Annotated in this window: 17 protein-coding genes; 9 read left to right on the plus strand and 8 right to left on the minus strand. The window is 45.3% G+C overall.

Annotated elements, in window-relative coordinates:
• Window positions 1–4 precede the first annotated feature (4 nt).
• From Q9R46_RS00545 to Q9R46_RS00555, 3 genes are all read left to right on the plus strand, one after another.
• The gene (locus Q9R46_RS00545) at window positions 5–1,108 is read left to right on the plus strand and encodes a toxic anion resistance protein (protein ID WP_311278548.1); all 1,104 of its coding nucleotides are present in this window, start codon (window positions 5–7) and stop codon (window positions 1,106–1,108) included.
• A 403-nt stretch (window positions 1,109–1,511) separates the two neighbouring features.
• Window positions 1,512–2,078 (plus strand): hypothetical protein, encoded by a 567-nt coding sequence (locus Q9R46_RS00550; protein WP_145333057.1) that lies wholly within the window; start codon window positions 1,512–1,514, stop codon window positions 2,076–2,078.
• Window positions 2,079–2,282: 204 nt separating this feature from the next.
• Window positions 2,283–2,570 carry a hypothetical protein gene (locus tag Q9R46_RS00555; protein ID WP_311278549.1) on the plus strand — a complete coding sequence of 96 codons (288 nt, stop codon included), beginning with the start codon at window positions 2,283–2,285 and terminating at the stop codon, window positions 2,568–2,570.
• A 302-nt stretch (window positions 2,571–2,872) separates the two neighbouring features.
• Here Q9R46_RS00555 and Q9R46_RS00560 read toward each other — a convergent pair whose 3' ends face one another.
• On the minus strand, window positions 2,873–3,184 hold the full coding sequence (locus Q9R46_RS00560) for a DUF1433 domain-containing protein (RefSeq protein ID WP_311278550.1): 312 nt from the start codon (window positions 3,182–3,184) through the stop codon (window positions 2,873–2,875).
• Between the two features lie 112 nt (window positions 3,185–3,296).
• Here Q9R46_RS00560 and Q9R46_RS00565 point away from each other — a divergent pair, with 112 nt between their 5' ends.
• Both Q9R46_RS00565 and Q9R46_RS00570 read left to right on the plus strand, forming a co-directional pair.
• Complete coding sequence (locus Q9R46_RS00565) at window positions 3,297–4,637, plus strand: lipase family protein (protein ID WP_311278551.1); 1,341 nt, start codon at window positions 3,297–3,299, stop codon at window positions 4,635–4,637.
• A gap of 39 nt (window positions 4,638–4,676) precedes the next feature.
• The gene (locus tag Q9R46_RS00570) at window positions 4,677–4,973 is read left to right on the plus strand and encodes a WXG100 family type VII secretion target (protein ID WP_311278552.1); all 297 of its coding nucleotides are present in this window, start codon (window positions 4,677–4,679) and stop codon (window positions 4,971–4,973) included.
• A gap of 108 nt (window positions 4,974–5,081) precedes the next feature.
• Here the strand turns inward: Q9R46_RS00570 and Q9R46_RS00575 are convergent, their stop codons facing one another.
• Window positions 5,082–5,609 (minus strand): hypothetical protein, encoded by a 528-nt coding sequence (locus tag Q9R46_RS00575; protein ID WP_311278553.1) that lies wholly within the window; start codon window positions 5,607–5,609, stop codon window positions 5,082–5,084.
• A gap of 169 nt (window positions 5,610–5,778) precedes the next feature.
• Here Q9R46_RS00575 and Q9R46_RS00580 point away from each other — a divergent pair, with 169 nt between their 5' ends.
• Complete coding sequence (locus Q9R46_RS00580) at window positions 5,779–6,141, plus strand: hypothetical protein (protein WP_311278554.1); 363 nt, start codon at window positions 5,779–5,781, stop codon at window positions 6,139–6,141.
• A 26-nt stretch (window positions 6,142–6,167) separates the two neighbouring features.
• Window positions 6,168–6,677, plus strand: coding sequence for a hypothetical protein (locus Q9R46_RS00585; protein ID WP_311278555.1), 510 nt, complete (start codon window positions 6,168–6,170; stop codon window positions 6,675–6,677).
• 138 nt (window positions 6,678–6,815) lie between these two features.
• Here Q9R46_RS00585 and Q9R46_RS00590 read toward each other — a convergent pair whose 3' ends face one another.
• From Q9R46_RS00590 to Q9R46_RS00600, 3 genes are read right to left on the minus strand one after another with little or no spacing between them, the layout of a single operon-like run.
• Window positions 6,816–7,979: a Ger(x)C family spore germination protein gene (locus Q9R46_RS00590; RefSeq protein WP_311278556.1), complete on the minus strand. Its 1,164-nt coding sequence runs from the start codon at window positions 7,977–7,979 to the stop codon at window positions 6,816–6,818.
• Window positions 7,976–9,481: a spore germination protein gene (locus Q9R46_RS00595; RefSeq protein WP_311278557.1), complete on the minus strand. Its 1,506-nt coding sequence runs from the start codon at window positions 9,479–9,481 to the stop codon at window positions 7,976–7,978. The genes Q9R46_RS00590 and Q9R46_RS00595 overlap by 4 nt, the downstream gene beginning before the upstream one ends.
• Window positions 9,438–10,574 carry a GerAB/ArcD/ProY family transporter gene (locus Q9R46_RS00600; protein WP_186331891.1) on the minus strand — a complete coding sequence of 379 codons (1,137 nt, stop codon included), beginning with the start codon at window positions 10,572–10,574 and terminating at the stop codon, window positions 9,438–9,440. The genes Q9R46_RS00595 and Q9R46_RS00600 overlap by 44 nt, the downstream gene beginning before the upstream one ends.
• Window positions 10,575–11,185: 611 nt before the next feature.
• On the opposite strand from Q9R46_RS00600, the gene Q9R46_RS00605 reads away from it, so the two are divergent.
• Window positions 11,186–12,079, plus strand: a complete 894-nt coding sequence (locus Q9R46_RS00605; RefSeq protein ID WP_311278558.1) for an NAD(P)-dependent oxidoreductase — start codon at window positions 11,186–11,188, stop codon at window positions 12,077–12,079.
• Window positions 12,080–12,433: 354 nt separating this feature from the next.
• Window positions 12,434–13,174 carry a nuclease-related domain-containing protein gene (locus Q9R46_RS00610; RefSeq protein WP_311278559.1) on the plus strand — a complete coding sequence of 247 codons (741 nt, stop codon included), beginning with the start codon at window positions 12,434–12,436 and terminating at the stop codon, window positions 13,172–13,174.
• A 163-nt stretch (window positions 13,175–13,337) separates the two neighbouring features.
• Here the strand turns inward: Q9R46_RS00610 and Q9R46_RS00615 are convergent, their stop codons facing one another.
• From Q9R46_RS00615 to Q9R46_RS00625, 3 genes are read right to left on the minus strand one after another with little or no spacing between them, the layout of a single operon-like run.
• A complete protein-coding gene (locus Q9R46_RS00615) occupies window positions 13,338–14,006 on the minus strand; it encodes a DUF2642 domain-containing protein (protein ID WP_311278560.1) in 669 nt (222 codons plus the stop codon).
• Window positions 14,007–14,019: 13 nt separating this feature from the next.
• Window positions 14,020–15,381, minus strand: coding sequence for an arsenic transporter (locus Q9R46_RS00620; RefSeq protein ID WP_311278561.1), 1,362 nt, complete (start codon window positions 15,379–15,381; stop codon window positions 14,020–14,022).
• Window positions 15,382–15,519 carry a hypothetical protein gene (locus Q9R46_RS00625; RefSeq protein WP_167375667.1) on the minus strand — a complete coding sequence of 46 codons (138 nt, stop codon included), beginning with the start codon at window positions 15,517–15,519 and terminating at the stop codon, window positions 15,382–15,384.
• Window positions 15,520–15,538: the final 19 nt, after the last annotated feature.

Raw genomic sequence — 15,538 nt, forward strand, 5'->3', positions numbered from 1 at the left:
AGAGATGGCAACGGAATATATTCAACTGAAGCAGGATGATCAGCAGCGAATTAACCAGGAAGCAAGCCAATTAATCCAGAAGGTGTCACAGACGGATGTTGTCCAGCTGGATCTGTTAATGGACGATATCGGCAAACTGGGTGTCAAAACGCAAGAAAAAGCGGGCCAAACGCTAAAAATGCTGGACCGACCTGTCAATGATCTGATGTCTGGTAACCGGGCAGAAGTGTCAACGATGATCTTGAAGCTACGTGATGAGTGTGAAAGCTTGCAACAGAGCAAAAATGTGAGTTTTGTAGGACGATTACTGCGCAAAAGCCCTCTGAAAAACTATGTCTATCGCTACCAATCTGTCAGAACCAACATTGATAGTATCATTAATGGGTTGAGAGATGGTAAGGACAATCTGGAAGAGAGCATTGTAAGCATGCGTCAATTAAAACGCTCTTCGATTCAGGAAATCTATAACTTGCAAACCAAAATTGCTTTTGGTAATCAGTTGAAGGAACTATTCGAGGCAGAGATTGCCAAGCCGGAAAATGAGAACCGCAAGGCTCACCTGGAACGTGGATTGCGAAAGGTCGTTACGCGTACGCAATCCATGACCGAGATGATTATGCTCTACAATCAGGCCATTGCAGCTACCGATATTATTAATGATAACAACGATAAACTGATCGATTCCGTAAACAATGCGATTGATAAAACGGCAAATCTGATCACGGTATCGGCCATGATTGCGATGGCGTTGAATGATCAGGAAAAGGTCATTTCGGCTGTGGAAGCTACCAATAGAACGATTGAGGAACAGTTCAAGGAGAATGCAAGATTGCTACGCACCACGACCGAAAAGACAAATGATCTGTTAGCCAAACCGGCGATGTCGATGGAATCGGTTAATCAGGCTATTGGAGATTTGATGTCTGCTCTGGATCTCTCGGAGCAGTCGAACCGCCGTATTATCGAAAGTTGCAATGATTATACAGCCAAGATGACTGCGCTTAATGCAGGCATGAGTGAACGGTTAGGTCTGGAGTCTCCCAAAGCTGGCAGTATCCAGGCTAAAAATCAACCGGATGCGAACGCGTTAAGCTCTTATCTGGATTAGTTCGGTGCCTGGCTGCTAGTAAGTTAGCTTATGTATTTATCATAGTTTGTCAGAAGGAGGCGCCGTGGCGTCTCTTTTTGCTTTTCTGTAGTTGCATCGAAGAGAAGAAACTCTCAAGTCCGAAATTGGCACAGGTTTATTCGAATCTCTAGCGGGCGATACTGGGCATAGATTGAAGTTTGTTGCATACACTGTGAACATGTACATCTTCATCGTGAAGGGGGCAGGCAGGACATGTTATCTCTCATTATTGCCGGTATCGTGGGTGTTCTGATCGTCGTAGCAAGCAGTGAAAAGGCAGAGTCTGTTGCGGAATTAAATGACCGTTAATATGCTGTATTTTCCGGGAAGTCTTTGATAAGATGAAGGTAAACTTTGGAAGTCGAAGAAGGAGCCGCCTAACATGCTGGAGTTTACTTTCGAAATCATTGATGAGGCCAAAATTAACATTCAATACAAGTATGGTAGTCAGTTTTTTAACTTTAATCTGTTCTGTTCCAATGGAGAATGGAAGTTGCATCCGTTTGATGGCATTCTGATTGAGAATCGGGAGATGTGTCGCCTGATCGTTTCGGATCTGTTACAAAACAAGGATTTTCATGTGATGCTTGCCAAAGAAAAAATCGTATTATCGCGTCTGCGAACCACGGTTAATCTTCAACCAGATGATTCGGAAGAGTTCGAGAGGGATCATCGGTGGGATGATCGGTCATCACAGAACGATGAGTTAATGGATTACATAGAGAATCATAGTTTTGAAGAGGTGCTTGAACTAGAGAAACAGCAGCTGGGTGCAAGGGTGGACTTTTTTCAACAGATCATTCAGAGAATGTTTATGGAGGGAATCGGACCTGAAGATCCTGATTTTCGCAAGGTTCAGTCTCTCATTAAGATCTATAAAGATACCATTGAAAGTCTGGGTGATATTAACGGTCATCATTTTGGAGATCATCCGCGCAAGAGATGGTAGAACCAAATGTGAATTAACTTGGATTTGCTAAAATTTCAATATGCCTGAGAAGAAGTTAACAAGCCCAGGAACACTTGGGCTTTTTTCTTTTTTTAATGTTGGATTTAGTGTCATTCACTTGTCTTCTTCATGGAATGGACCAAACTTTAGGCTGGGTTCGTTTGTTGAGTAGGTATAGGGATCATGATTTGGGGAGGTTAGAAGATGAGTAATCTACATATAGAAGAAACAAGTCAGGAAGAGACTCGTTTATATGAGGAGCTTCGTCGTGCATTGCAAGGCATACCGCAAGGGAAAGAACGAGAGCAAGCGATGCGGCGAATGATTCGTCAGTTAAAGTCCGCCAACTGGCGCAATGCACGTTTGAATGGGCTAAAGCAGTATGGGAGGGACGCTAGGCCAGTTAAGTTATGGATCTGGATTGCCGCTGGAGCGCTGGCTCCCGTTGTATTTTTCTGCTTATTTATCTGGGCATCCCTTTGGGTGGAGTGAAGCGCAAGATGTGGTCGATGAAGAAGTATTGATAGAGTACGTGTAAAGATGCAATATGATGTTAATGTTCTGGTAACAACGTCCTATGAATAAACCAAATAAACTAGGTTTAGATTAGGATGTGTATAATGACCTTTTACTCATTTATAGGCGTTGTTATACACGATATGTATTAGATGATCTATAATGATTCTACTTCTTTGGAAAATGCAGGATAGCTTCAATCCTATACGTTTATACCAAAAAGAGCCTGATGGAGTATCAGGCTCTTACGCAGGGTGAAAGCTGGTAGACATTATATTCTATTTGGCAGATTTGATCTCATCAGGTACTGACCCGGTTTTTACCGTATACGTATCATAATCAACCATTGCAAAAATTTCCTGATCTTTGTGTCCTTGTACATACCCTGTCAGTGAAACCGTATGAGATAGATCCGCGGGGATGAACTTGTGATCTGTAAACACAACGTCAATGCCGTAGGTTTCTTTGAAATAAGCCAAGCTTACTTCCTCGGCCTTTTGGATAATCTCCTTTTTTTCGCTGGACATACAACCTAATAAAGTAAGTGCAACCGTGCCTAGTATTAGAAAAAGAAAAAACGACTTTTTCAATATTTCACCTCATATTCCTAATGTTGTCGTTAGATATTGTGCATTATACAACTTCTTCTAAATTGAGAAAAGGGTGATTGGATTGAATTCTTACAAGCCGGACGAATTATATATGAAAATATCAGAACTTGCTTATACGAATGTCCCTGCTGGAAGAAGTAATATTTTAGATAAGGATGAATATAAAGATTGGACTACAGTCGAACCTGTTGGTGCAGAATTGCATAGAAAGTATTCAGGATTTGATGCAGTTGTACTTGAGAATCCAAAAACGAATCAAGTAATTATAGGTTATCGTGGAACAGAACCAGGAGGTAACGTGACTGATATGGCTGCGGATTGGGAAACAGATGCCTTCGATGTTTTAGGTGGCAGAACTAGAAGACTCGAAGATGCAGTAACTGACCCGGGACGCCATAACATTTTTAAAAATAGTCCCTTCAAACTTCTTATGGATAAAATGTCTTGGGAGAACAACCAGTTTCACCAAGCCGAGGAACTATATGAGGTGGTACAGAAGGCATATCCTGACTCCGATATTACGGTAACAGGTCATTCTCTTGGTGGTGGCTTGGCTCAATATGTTGCAGCTCGGAATGATGTATCCGGGATGACCTACAGTGCCCCAAGTGTGATGAATCTGCTGGATGATGCCAGTATTGCTAAAGTCAATGAAGGCCACTTCGATAACAAAATACTTAATGTCGTTCATCCCAATGACTCTGTAGGTGCGGGCGGATTAAGTGAATATGACAGACATGTCGGTGTTACCGTATATAAAGGGCAGGATTTCGAGACGGCCAACGCGATGTATCAAAACTGGAAATTCCAATTACAGCTGAAAATCCCGTTTCAACCTCTGGGGGCTGGATCACCGATGCTGGTGCATGATTTAAAACTCGGTTTTGATCTGGATAAACTACAAATGGGCAACATTGTCAGACTCATGGATTCCTTTTCCAAGGATGAGGGGAAAGGGTACCACTCCATGAAACAATATCGTTTTGATGAGAGAGGGAACTTGATTGGTCCATTAATTGATCGGAAAACAGGTGCTACACTGGATATCTCTCCAAGATGGACTGCCCACCAAGAGGCTCTTGCGGCCTTCTCTAAGATCACCTCAGGAGCAGTCGGCACTTTGATATCTGCTATTGCTGGCAACCAAGGGGGACTAGGCGGAGGAAAGATACAATTAACACCGGAAGAGTTGGCACAGTCTGCTCGTGAAATGAGAATGAGTCTAACTGGGTTTTCAAGCGATGCGCAAGCTTCGATTCAGATGTTTCAGACGCATATTTCCACAAGCGAAAGTCAGTCTTTTACTCCGATTGCTTATAACGCGACAGCGACTCTGCAACGGATCAATCGTTGGTACCAGGAATCGATTAGTGAGATTGCAGATTACATTGAGCGTAAGCGAGAAGATTTTGTCATTGCAGACCAGCAGTAAAGCACAAGGCATCTTATTCAGACTAACAGGAGGAAGGACATGGGCAGAATTTCCGTATCCTTATCAGACTTAAGAAGAGCAGTTCAGCAATGTGAACAGTTACAACAACGGCTTATGCAGCAGGAGCAGAAAATGCGAACGATCCATGGAAGATTGCAGCAGGATTGGGTAGGGGTATCGGCAACCGAATTAACCTCCAAAATGCAGTCTTTTGTAGAAGGAGCCTCCACTAAACTTGCCGAACTTGAAGCCCATAAAGAGGAACTCAAACGATATATTCGTAAAATGGAGGAAGCGGATCGGGAAGATCGCAAAGCAAGGCGTATGTCTCAATAACCATAGATATGACGATAACGAAGAAATAGTTAGAATCGGCAGATCAAAGGCTCCGAGTCTAACTATTTATAATATATGTGGCTGGCCTGAGATAAAGGAGACTTGTTGTTACTTATTCATCACCTTGACCTGACCTTGTACATATTCATGATAGTCACGAAAACTGTTGATATGGTGCAGGGCATCTGTCTTCGCAGACTGGATTTTAATTTTTCCGGATGGAGGATTGTTTTTCATTTCGGTGACTGCATTTTTGGAGCCCTCAATATCTCCTGACATTTCCTGAATTCGTTGTAACAAAGCAGGGTGGCCTTCATACTGGAGCATCTCGGCGAGTGGTCTCATCTCTTCAAGTTTTTGACTTGAACGCTCCAGCGTTGTCATGACCTGATCGCCATCCGTGTTAACGCTCAGAGAAACCATGCGATGGATATGATCCTTCTCCATTCTTTCCAGAGCTTCCAGGTGAGAAGCTTCTAACCGTTTGGGATCTCCCCAGCTTCGGGTTTGTTGTTCGCTCGGGTTCGTTTGCTCGGCAGTAGGCATGTTATTGCTGTTGTTGCCGTTACCGCATCCCCAAACTAGAGATGTACATGCCAGAATCGCTCCAATAGCAACGATACGTTTTAAACTCATGTTGTCACTCCTTCAATATTTTCCTGAAAGTAGTATGAGCTATTTTTTCCAAAAACATGCCTGAATTTTAAGGATGCGATGCATCCCTATCGAAATAATTAGGATGTAACAAGGCAGGGCATGAGGGCATCGATGTTAAACACAGGTTAAACAAGGAGGAAGGTCAAATATGAGGATTTATAAAAATCCAATCTGGAGATGGACGACTATTCTTCTGTATCCCGCCATCATTTTCTATTTTCAGAGCTGGGGCCCTATATTGAACTCATGGACGGTTCCAATCTTATTTGCTGCGTTATTTTGCTTTCTCTGGAGTGGTGTGAAGGACATGCTGGCTTCGACATCCTTAACATGGGTCGTGGCTATTCCAATATGGTGGTACTTTGTGGAGCGACCAAAGCCATCGTTTGGTGCTGAACATTTTGCCGCCCATCTGTGGTTAATTATTCTGGTGTATATTGCCTTTGTGTTTATCCCACAACTTATGATTCTCGTTACTCGATTACGAGTGATGGATTATTATTGGAAGTGAGCCGGGATAGGAGAGGAGAGGGTAAAATGAAGGCAATCAAACGCATTAACAAGCCGTATCTGATCTTCCTGATATGGAATGTGCTCATGGTTTTTGCCGTAGATGGAATGACGATCAAGCATGAAATGGGTAAAGGTGTATCTGGGAATGGCAATTTGGGCATTCTTGCTTTATTTCCATCCGTGCTTACTTTTCTGATCTTATGTTTCTGGACGGCATATGTCACGAAATGGTGGTTCTATGACCAACGTGAGTACTGGGGCAAATGGGGCAATGCGGTGGTCAGTGTTGTTGCGGCAGCATTGTGTGTATTGTCTGTCTTCTGGGAAATCTACATCTTTGAAGACCTGCGTGTGCAGCTTAACGGTTATACACATGACCCGGAATCGGCAGTGTATCGTTTTGGCTGGCTGAACCAATATACGAATACGCTATACTACAACTTCCCGATTTTGCTGTTTGGCGTGTCTTTCGCAGTCATCATCGGTTGGGTGCTGGAACAGGTGCAGCGCTTACGCACCAACTCCAAGGCCTGATAGCAACATTTTACTACTTGTCAGATTGCAGTGCTTGGTTGCGGAAAACCTGCTTTCGTAACCATCTGATCTGAAAAAAAGATGCCTAAAAGCCCTCCTGCTGAACATGTTTTGTTATCGGCAGAAGGGTTTCTTCCTTTACACTTTCCTTTTGTATTTCCCAGTATACGGAATCGTCAGGTGAATATTTAAAGTTTCAATGGAATCCTCCGTAAGAATGAGGTTTTCCCCATCTCCGGATAACTTGTGCCACAGTTTTGGATTTTTGCGATACAGTTTTTCTTGTAGACCATAGACATCCACTCCCCGTTGTAATCCATTTCGATAAGTTTCCATGATCTGCTCTTTAAGCGTATCCTCGCTTACTCGGGTCATTTCGTCATATGACATGGGAACGAGATATTCATACAGGGCGGTCAGATATTTGGCGTCAATTTTGAAGGTAACTTTCTCTCCGCGGATGATCGGTTCTATTTTTATTGTGGGCAGACCGACACTGAGTGCCCCGTAGATTACACCGTTTTTTTGAACCAATAGAGGAGCCCGGCGCATACCTTTGATCAACCAATGATAGCCAGACAATTCGTCTCGCGACAAAAATTTAAACTTCTCTCCCATTTTTTCAAAATAAGCTCCTTCAATCAGGAACAAGTCATGTTCTTTTTTATTTTGCAGCCATAAGTCCTTGTTTAAGGCAATGACAGGCAGATACGTCGTAGTTGCAGGATCATTATGCTTGGCAATCAGTTCGAAGCTGAGTACAGGCGCAAACAGCGAATTTTCCATGTAACTGGGCAACGGATTGTGCAAAATGCTGTCCAGTGGAGACAAGTTGTAGATCGAAGCGGTGCTCAGAATGTCCAGCAAAGGCTCCCGCGTACCGTATACCCATGTGGTATATCGTGCTTCCGGAAATCGTCCGAGCATGTCGAAAACATCCTTGATGTGCTGGTTGTTCAGCACGCTCTCTGCCATAACGATGGCTGTCACATGCCCCCAAGCAATGTGGAGCTGTGATGCACGCCATAACTCGTTCATGGCAAGGCTCATCGTTTTCCCTTGAGCATGTCCGACCCAGATGGGAGGGGATTCGGCTGTTTTCCCTGAATTATCCGTTTTGGCTATACTTGAAAAATCAAGAGTTTGCACGTAAATATGATACATGCCGTCCTTATATTCAATACCAATCGCCTTCGCATAATCCACCTGCTGGATCTCATATGCACTCCAACACCCCGTGGTCATAAGGCAAAATACCAGACTTAACACACCTAGCAACCAGCGGTGTAGTACGCGGCTCATCGACCTTTGCCATCCTTACGGGGTTTTTGTGTCTCCAGGTAGACAGGTCTGCGTTTCCCCAAACCCGTCGGGACTTTGAACAGAGAGGCAATGGCTTGTTTAAAATTCAGCGGTGTTAAGGGCGTAAGATAAGGGATGCCAAACGATTTCAAGTCCGTCAGATAGATCAGGAACAGGATCATGGACAGGATGAACCCGTAAATCCCCAGTGTCGCTCCCAAGATAAAGCAAAGAAAGCGCAAAATGAGTATAGAACTGGTCATGACTTGATTGACAATGGTTGCTCCGGCTACAACAGTGATGGCGATGACGACAATCATAAGCGGAGAGACCATACCGGCCCTTATGGCGGCATCTCCGATAATCAGACCACCGACCACGGTTAACGTCTGTCCAATGGCGCTGGGCAAACGGACGCCTGCTTCCCGGAACAGCTCCATCAGTAGCATAATGAGAAACATTTCAATGCCAGACTCCATGGGAAGTCCCATGCGACCGACAGATATCGTTGCGACGAGTGGAAACGGGATTTGATCCATATGGAAAGATGTCAGAGCGATATAGAAACCGGGCAGAAATATAGTGACAAATAGACCGATGAATCGAAGCAAGCGCCCCATGTTCACCGGAAGGAAGGGGAAACTGGCATCCTCTGGTGACTTGAGTAGCAGAAACAGATTCACAGGGCCAATGATCACGCTGGGGTTGCCATCTACGATTAGAACAAAGCGACCGCTCAGCAAGCATTCCGATGCAAAATCCGGTCTACCCGTGTAATGCGTTAAGGGAAACAAGGTGATTTTGGCGGGTGATAGCAACTCTTCCAGATCATTTGCCGTCATCAGGCGTTCGGTTTGAATGGCATGGAGACGATGTTTGATATCCTTGATCAACTCTGGATTGGCAATGTTCTTCATATACATCAGAGCCACTTTGGTTGCTGAACGTGATCCGATGAGTTCGATGCTGCAAGCAAGTTCGGCAGTACGCAAACGGCTACGGATCAAGGATACATTGACAGCGAGTGGTTCAATAAAACCATCCCTTGCTCCGCGGATCGAGACCTCTGTCGTTGATTCTTCTGGTGTTCGTGTAGCCATGTTGGAGATATCGACGCTCCACATGGTCTGCAGAGAGGGGAGGCATAGGAGCAGATGCCCTTCAAAAACACGAAGCGATATTAACTCCGTTCCATACTGCGCATCATCAAGGTCAACGTTGTTCCATTGCAGGTTAATATTTTTTTCAATGTCAGGCTTGTGAATGAAATGTGTGATTTCGTAGGTTCGTTTCATTTCCGGCAAGATGATGTCATGGATAATCTGTGTATCGATCATGCCACTGCAATAAGCGACAACGAGCTTCATCTGTCCGTCACCAAGCCGGTGGCTGTCGATAATAACATCATCGGAGCCTGCGAAATAGGTTTCCAGATGATGCTGATCGATACGGAACGGTTTAGTTTCTGGACGGGGTGGTATCGTTCGCGGCGTCTGAACCATGAGCAGGAGCCTCCTTGTCCTTTTTGTGAATAAGAGCGGCCAGTGTCAGAAGAGTGGTGATGGTTGCCACATAAGCGAGCATGGCCGGAAATTGTATGTGATCGACATAATAATCAACGTAATCAATACGCCACCACTGAATAGCAAAAGCACACATGATCAGCGTGAGACAGAGGATAGCAATGTATCTCTTTTTGGGTTTTCGAATATCCAGCAGATCAACCATCAGATACATGGAGATAGCGACACGCGCAAAGGAACCACTGAGCCATTGGTAGATCGAGAGAAAATCAACGTGCTGAAAGAGCTTGCCGATATTGACGAGTTTCCACTGTTCGTATGGACTATTCCGCTGTTTCGCCGCTTCTTCTGGCCCGAATTCAACAATGGCTCCTAGCGTAGGCCCCAGTGCCATGCTGATCATGAAGAGGCCAAGCAACAACACATGCCACCAGCGTAGTTTGCCTTTAATGTCATGTTGGAAGAGCATCAGCACCCAAATCTCCATGAGTCCGGCTAGAGAGTAGATCATTCCTCGGACAACGGGAGTCCAGCCGTGTTCCATGATGGGAAAGAGCTGGCTGTAATCTTTGTATTTCATATTGGCTGACATGACAAAGTAGCCAAGCAGAATGACCAGAGGCAACAGGATGCTGGAAGTCATCGCAATCGAGCGAATGCCCTTGGCTGCCGACCAGGCAGCTACCAACGCACCTCCTCCAGCTAGCACATAGGTCGGTGTAAAAGGGAGATAGGTGGATACCGTCCAATTGGTTGTTTCATATAAGGTGTGTGTACCTAGTGAGAAGAGCAACAAGACCGCAGTCATGCGAAAGATCCAGGAGGGCACCAAGCCAAACTCACGGGTAATCCAATCGGTCAGTCGCTGTCCGCGAATACGCCGGATGATGATGTACATCATACCCAGGAACAACAGGAACAATGGCGCTGCCGCGAGAACAGAGAGCCAGCCATCCCTTCCGGCCACATCCAGAATGGCGGGGACAGACAAGACATGACAGACCAGTCCGGCACTGAGCAAAATAATGGAGATGGATAACCAGATGGTGATCTGTCCTTTTTCCTGCCCCATGTCCATCCCCTCCCCATTCAATGTGTTTTCGTTAGATTGTACAGTCTATGAGAAAATGATTCGTTTTTCAGTTTTTTTCACAGAAAAAGCAGCCCGAGATGGACGGAGGGGAAAGAAAGATATAACATATACGATATAATGTATTGGTCAAGGTATGGAGTAGAAGGTATGAGAAGTGAGCACTCGCTCACCACTTAAATATTCTAACGATCTCAGATGAGCTTATTTAAGCGAAATGGGGAGTTTTGGAATTCTAACGATCACCAGAAGCCTTATTTTACTGAAAAGAGAAGATTAACGCCCGTTTTCGAACCACTTCCCGAAAATAAGCTTTCCTGAGATCGTTAGAGTATAAAAAGGTGTGATTCTGCTCAAATAGCGTTTCTGGTGATCGTTAGCGGATGGTAGCATCAGTATCCACTTACTCGCCCACATCGGTGTCCCTAATCGCAATCGACTCCGTATCTACATTCTCTTCACCAGAGTATGGACAAGCACTTGCATCACTCAACAACGCTATGTAGCACTCAAATGAACTATACAGCACTAAATATCACTATCGATCAATCAATCACTGTGGATCACTCAAGATAAAAGGGAGGAAACTTGCGATGACACAATCAACTAAATCACCTGAAGAGATTCATGTAGGCTTTATTGGAACAGGCGTTATGGGAAAAAGCATGGCTGGTCACATTCAGCGTGCAGGCTATCCGCTTCATGTATACACGCGCACTGCCGCTAAGGCAGAAGCGCTCGTAAAAGAAGGAGCTGTCTGGCATGAAACGCCTGCGGAACTCGCTGCTGCTTGTGATGTAATCATTACCATGGTCGGTTATCCGAAGGATGTCGAGGAGATATATCTCGGAGAAGGCGGGCTTGTTGCTCATGCCAAACCAGGTTCAACACTGATTGACATGACCACTTCCAGCCCGCTGCTGGCTGCGCGCATTGCCGAAGCTGCGGAGGCTAAAGGTTTGCATGCTCTGGACGCGCCTGTATCCGGCGGCGATATCGGCGCACGGGACGGCAGGCTGTCCATTATGGTGGGTGGTGACGCGCAAGCTTTTGAAGCGGTGCGTCCGATTTTTGAACAGATGGGCACCAACATTGTGCTACAAGGCAAGCCGGGCGCCGGACAGCATACCAAAATGTGCAACCAGATTGCTATCGCCTCTGGCATGCTCGGCGTATGCGAAGCACTCGCCTATGCCAAGACGTCGGGACTGGACGCGGAGAATGTGCTGAAGAGTATTGCGACCGGCGCAGCCGGAAGCTGGTCCCTCAGCAACTTGGGTCCGCGCATGATCGCAGGCGACTATGAGCCTGGATTCTATGTGAAACATTTTATCAAAGACATGGGCATTGCACTGGAGTCTGCTCAAGCGATGGGCATGAACACACCGGGACTGGCTCTGGCGGAATCGCTCTATCAGGAAATATCGAAGGATGGCTTGGATGAGAAAGGTACACAAGTACTGTACACGTACTATCTCCAGGCGTAGAAGATGAACATGGGAAGACAGCAGCGGACTCTTTTGCTTAGGGAAAAGGGGATGCTGCTTTTTCTTTATATATTGGAATTGAAGGGAACTTCATATGGATTTGAAATGAACTGGGTATGGATTGGATATGGACTTATTGGTGGGTTTGTTGTGCGTCTAAAGTCTCGGGTTTGGGTATATACTGTCGTGCGCATTTAACGAAACAATGAATTTGGTCAATGTCTCTTTATTTTTGTTCGACTTTATCCGACATAAGGTATAGAAGTTTACATGTGAAAGGTACTAAACATCTACATAAACCATAATTCATAAGCCATATTTCATTAACCATTCCAAATAGAACGGAGCTTGCCCATGTTCAAGAAAATTTGGTCTCTGTTCAAGACGCAGCCAGAGCTTGTGAGCCCGCTTACCGATTCTGTTGCAGCTTCGGCTCTGCCGCCAGTTACAGCAATTCCTCCCCGTCTGGCTCGTAGTCGGCGCAAAAAGAAGAAGTCTGAACCCGATTGGATCAGCACACCGCAAGAACCAACAACCGCCGAATTACTGCTTGGTTTGCCCAGTGAATATAAAGTGTTGAACGATCTGCTGGTTACCAATCCGAAGTCACGTTCGGGATATTCCCAGATTGATCATGTCGTGATTGGCCCGCGGGCGATCTTTGTCATCGAAACCCGGAATCTGACAACTGGAGAGATTCGTGGGGGCCGCCGCGAAGCGAATTGGTCCGTGAGCAGCAGCAGGGTCAAAATGTATAATCCGCTCTTGCAGCACCGCGCCCATGTTGAAGCGATTCAGGCACATCTCGGGGATTACAAGCGTGTTCGGCTGGTTTCCATGGTGACGTTCACGAATCGATGCCGGATCAGTGTTGATCCAGCCGTAAGGTATGTCAATTCCGATGAAATGATTATTTATGATCATGAATTGGTGGAGACCATTCAACGCAAAACAGAACGACTGGAGACAGAACTTCCGGAGACCTTATATCAAGAACAGGATACTCAGGCGATCTGGAACATGCTGAACGCAGTGAATTCAACGGATCATCAGATTCGGGCCGAGCACATGGCTAAGGCTAAAGGAATTAAATAAGCAATATATAGACAGTTAAATCGCCAGCACACAGATTAATGATTAACAAGTAAAGATGCGAGCGGAAGAATGGAATAATGAGTCACAAAAAAAATGAAACAGGGATATTCCAGGTCACAATGCCAATCTCCGGAATATCCCTGTTTGCGTTCTATTTTAACCATTACGGTAAATGAAGCGTTTGAACATGGCTGGTGTGCATGAACCGCGCACGACCTTCAGCATCAATGACTTCAAGCAACTTGTCGTTGATACTTTTGAGCAATCCTGTCTGTTCGGGCTTGTAACCCAGATTTAAGATGACGAGTTCTCCGGCCATTTTTTGCAGCTGTTGATCGAGTGTGCGAGAGAGTGAGATGGATGATGGCTGTATGGGGAAATGTTGATGTTCCATCGCATACGGTCTGCTATTGGAGGGAGAAGGGATAATATATTTCAGATGATGGATGGAGACATAGACCGAATGGTGCAACGGAGAATAGAAGATAAAATAATCGTTCATGATGCTGGTAATATAACCATGCAGCGTTCGCCCACCAATGGAAATTTCACTGAATCTTCCGCGGGCATTCATTAGTACTTTTCGATAAGAGATGTTGTCATGGTCCATTTCGGGATCAGGTGCAGGTACGTCCGAGCTAGTTGAAGTTTCCTCTGATTTCGTAAAATGCATCGTTTGAATATGGTGAAGCGGCACATAAATGTAGCGTTGATTCCCATAAACCACTATAATGTCCTCTCCTGCATCAATAACCTCGCCTTGGATCGGTAGTTTACAGCCGGATAATTCAAACTCTATCGTTTTACCTAACCACGTCGTTGCAGATTTCACAGTATACCTCCTCTCAATACAGCATAGCCACCCAAATATATAAGGAAAATAGGCTGATAATTAAACTGATGGGTATCACAATGAAGGTTACTTTCATATACTGTTTCCATGAGACTCGAATATGGTGGGTCCGTAATATATACATCCAGATTAAGGTGGCAAGTGTGCCTATGGGTGTCAATAATGCTCCGATGTCACTGCCTAGTATATTAGCGAGATATGCCAGATGAAGTTGAGTATCACTCAAATGAAGATCAGTAACGGCGAATGTTCCAATCATGACCGAGGGCAAGTTGTTGAACAAATTAGACAGCACCGTTAGTAATAATCCGGATACGGCAATCAGACTGGCATTGCCTCTTTCGGCAATCGGGCCTGTAAATTCGGTAATCCATGTGGTCATCCCGGCTCGGTGAAGACTGTCCACGATAATATAAATGCTGAAGGCAAAGAGAAGAATATGCCACGGCGTCTGTGTGACGACATCTTTCAGTCCGGATCGTGTACGATACCACCGTACAGCAAGCATCAGAACCACACCGGTAATGGCGACAATCTCCATGTGTACACCGATTTGCTCAGCGAGGAAATATCCTGCCCGGATCAATACAACAATCCCGATACAGACACGGAACAACCACCAGTCTACGTTCGTTTTGGAGTTATCCGATTCGGATTCTGTTGTCTTCAGTGGGTGATAACTTGATCGAGATGAACTTTGCATGGATACGGGGAACTGGTGAATAACCTTGGGTATGCTTCTGCGAAAATAATAGAGTAACAGCAAAGTCATGGCGATAATTCCGAGCATGGATGGCACAAACATCATCTGAGTGTAGGTGTTCAGGTTTAATCCAACCATTTTTAAGGCGATCAGGTTAGCGAGATTACTGAGTCCGATCGGAGCGCTGGAAGCCGTAGCAATGAGTGCACCGGAGATTAGGTAGGGCAACTGCTGGTGGATTTTCAGACGTAACATGGAACAGATTCGAATGATGATGGGGGTAGTGATCAGTATGCTGCCGTCGTTGTTGAAGAAGATGGTCATGAGAAAACAAAGTAATAGAATCAGCCAGAACAATCGGAAGCCTGAACCCCGTGCCTTTTCAATCATGTTCACAGCGATCCAGCGAAAGAAGCCGATGCTATCCAGAATAATGGACATGACAATGGTGGAGAGAATCGTAATCGCTGCGCCGGATACAATTTCGAAAATGCCCAGGATATGCCCCAAACTGCTTACACCGGTCAGGATAAGAAGCAGCGCCCCAAGCGAAGTGGGAATCGATTCATTTAATCCGCCAGGCCGCCACATCAGGAAAATGACTGTGATGATAAATACCCCGAAGGTTAACCACAACTGGTAATCAGGCATTTACTGTGATTCACCTCCCAGGGGGAGAAGTCCTTGTGAAGACTGTTTCAGATGTTCATGAGTCGAAGTGGGCCTTCCCGGCATAACAATCCAATACAAAGGCACACCTGTCAAGACGATTGCGATAAAGATCAGCATGATCATTCCCCCCTTTAAA

This window comes from Paenibacillus sp. RRE4, assembly GCF_031844205.1.
GTDB classification, from domain to species: Bacteria; Bacillota; Bacilli; order Paenibacillales; family Paenibacillaceae; genus Paenibacillus; species Paenibacillus xylanexedens_B.

Bases quoted from the DNA above. Each gene is read 5' to 3' on its own strand.
- Q9R46_RS00565 (WP_311278551.1), top strand. From the start codon at position 3,297: ATGAAAATATCAGAACTTGCTTATACGAATGTCCCTGCTGGAAGAAGT.
- Q9R46_RS00555 (WP_311278549.1), top strand. From the start codon at position 2,283: ATGAGTAATCTACATATAGAAGAAACAAGTCAGGAAGAGACTCGTTTA.
- Q9R46_RS00585 (WP_311278555.1), top strand. From the start codon at position 6,168: ATGAAGGCAATCAAACGCATTAACAAGCCGTATCTGATCTTCCTGATA.
- Q9R46_RS00550 (WP_145333057.1), top strand. From the start codon at position 1,512: ATGCTGGAGTTTACTTTCGAAATCATTGATGAGGCCAAAATTAACATT.
- Q9R46_RS00605 (WP_311278558.1), top strand. From the start codon at position 11,186: ATGACACAATCAACTAAATCACCTGAAGAGATTCATGTAGGCTTTATT.
- Q9R46_RS00595 (WP_311278557.1), bottom strand. From the start codon at position 9,481: ATGGTTCAGACGCCGCGAACGATACCACCCCGTCCAGAAACTAAACCG.
- Q9R46_RS00575 (WP_311278553.1), bottom strand. From the start codon at position 5,609: ATGAGTTTAAAACGTATCGTTGCTATTGGAGCGATTCTGGCATGTACA.
- Q9R46_RS00570 (WP_311278552.1), top strand. From the start codon at position 4,677: ATGGGCAGAATTTCCGTATCCTTATCAGACTTAAGAAGAGCAGTTCAG.
- Q9R46_RS00625 (WP_167375667.1), bottom strand. From the start codon at position 15,519: ATGCTGATCTTTATCGCAATCGTCTTGACAGGTGTGCCTTTGTATTGG.
- Q9R46_RS00545 (WP_311278548.1), top strand. From the start codon at position 5: ATGGCAACGGAATATATTCAACTGAAGCAGGATGATCAGCAGCGAATT.
- Q9R46_RS00610 (WP_311278559.1), top strand. From the start codon at position 12,434: ATGTTCAAGAAAATTTGGTCTCTGTTCAAGACGCAGCCAGAGCTTGTG.
- Q9R46_RS00600 (WP_186331891.1), bottom strand. From the start codon at position 10,574: ATGGGGCAGGAAAAAGGACAGATCACCATCTGGTTATCCATCTCCATT.
- Q9R46_RS00620 (WP_311278561.1), bottom strand. From the start codon at position 15,381: ATGCCTGATTACCAGTTGTGGTTAACCTTCGGGGTATTTATCATCACA.
- Q9R46_RS00590 (WP_311278556.1), bottom strand. From the start codon at position 7,979: ATGAGCCGCGTACTACACCGCTGGTTGCTAGGTGTGTTAAGTCTGGTA.
- Q9R46_RS00580 (WP_311278554.1), top strand. From the start codon at position 5,779: ATGAGGATTTATAAAAATCCAATCTGGAGATGGACGACTATTCTTCTG.